At 43.0% G+C, this 758-nt stretch carries 1 protein-coding gene; it reads right to left on the bottom strand.

The window, feature by feature from the left end; genetic code table 11:
• Positions 1-145: 145 nt before the first annotated feature.
• A complete protein-coding gene (gene tnpA, locus FS806_RS25285; protein ID WP_144942112.1) occupies positions 146-616 on the bottom strand; it encodes an IS200/IS605 family transposase in 471 nt (156 codons plus the stop codon).
• Between the last annotated feature and the right edge of the window lie 142 nt (positions 617-758).

Here is a 758-nt window from a genome sequence, read left to right as displayed (position 1 = left end):
AATCATAACCACCCGTCCAACGGGTGGTTTGCTCTTGGGGTATAACCCCCTGTTGCCAAACTGCGCCTAAAGACGCTAGCCTGACAACAAAGTTGTTCAGGCTCAGTGTAATTTGTCACTTTCACTTACCCGTTAAACGGGTTTATTACTTTTTGCTCCTGTTACTGCTAAACGGATCTTCGTATTCTTTTACACTCAATTTATCTACAGCTTGGTCATGTGCCTCTTGTTCACGAATGTATTTTGCTACGGTTGCTTCATTTAAGCCCACTGTACTCACATAATATCCTTCTGCCCAGAATTTTCGATTTCCATATTTATACTTGAGTTGTGCGTGCTTTTCAAAGATCATTAGCGAACTCTTCCCCTTCAGATATCCCATGAACGATGATACGGATATCTTGGGCGGAATGGCTACCAGCATGTGCACATGATCTGGCATCATATGACCTTCTAGAATCTCCACTCCCTTGTACTTACATAGACGTTTGAAAATTTCAATTAAGTCTTTCCTCACTTGATTATAGATCGCTTTCCGTCTATACTTTGGGGTGAACACAATGTGGTATTTGCACATCCACTTCGTGTGAGCTAGACTGTAGTTCTTGTTTGCCATCTAAGACCATTCCTTTCATTGAGCCTGAACATCTCAATTTTATCGGAATGGTCTTGGTGGTCAAACCCTCGATCCCTCCACCCGCATAGCGGGTGGTTTTTTGTTTCGCGCGTTTCACGCACTCAACTGGCTAAAGCCTAAA

The organism is Paenibacillus sp. 32O-W (assembly GCF_007679495.1).
GTDB classification, from domain to species: domain Bacteria; phylum Bacillota; class Bacilli; order Paenibacillales; family NBRC-103111; genus Paenibacillus_L; species Paenibacillus_L residui.
Note: the sequence above shows the minus strand (reverse complement) of the source record. Positions and strands in the feature narration are given on the sequence as shown.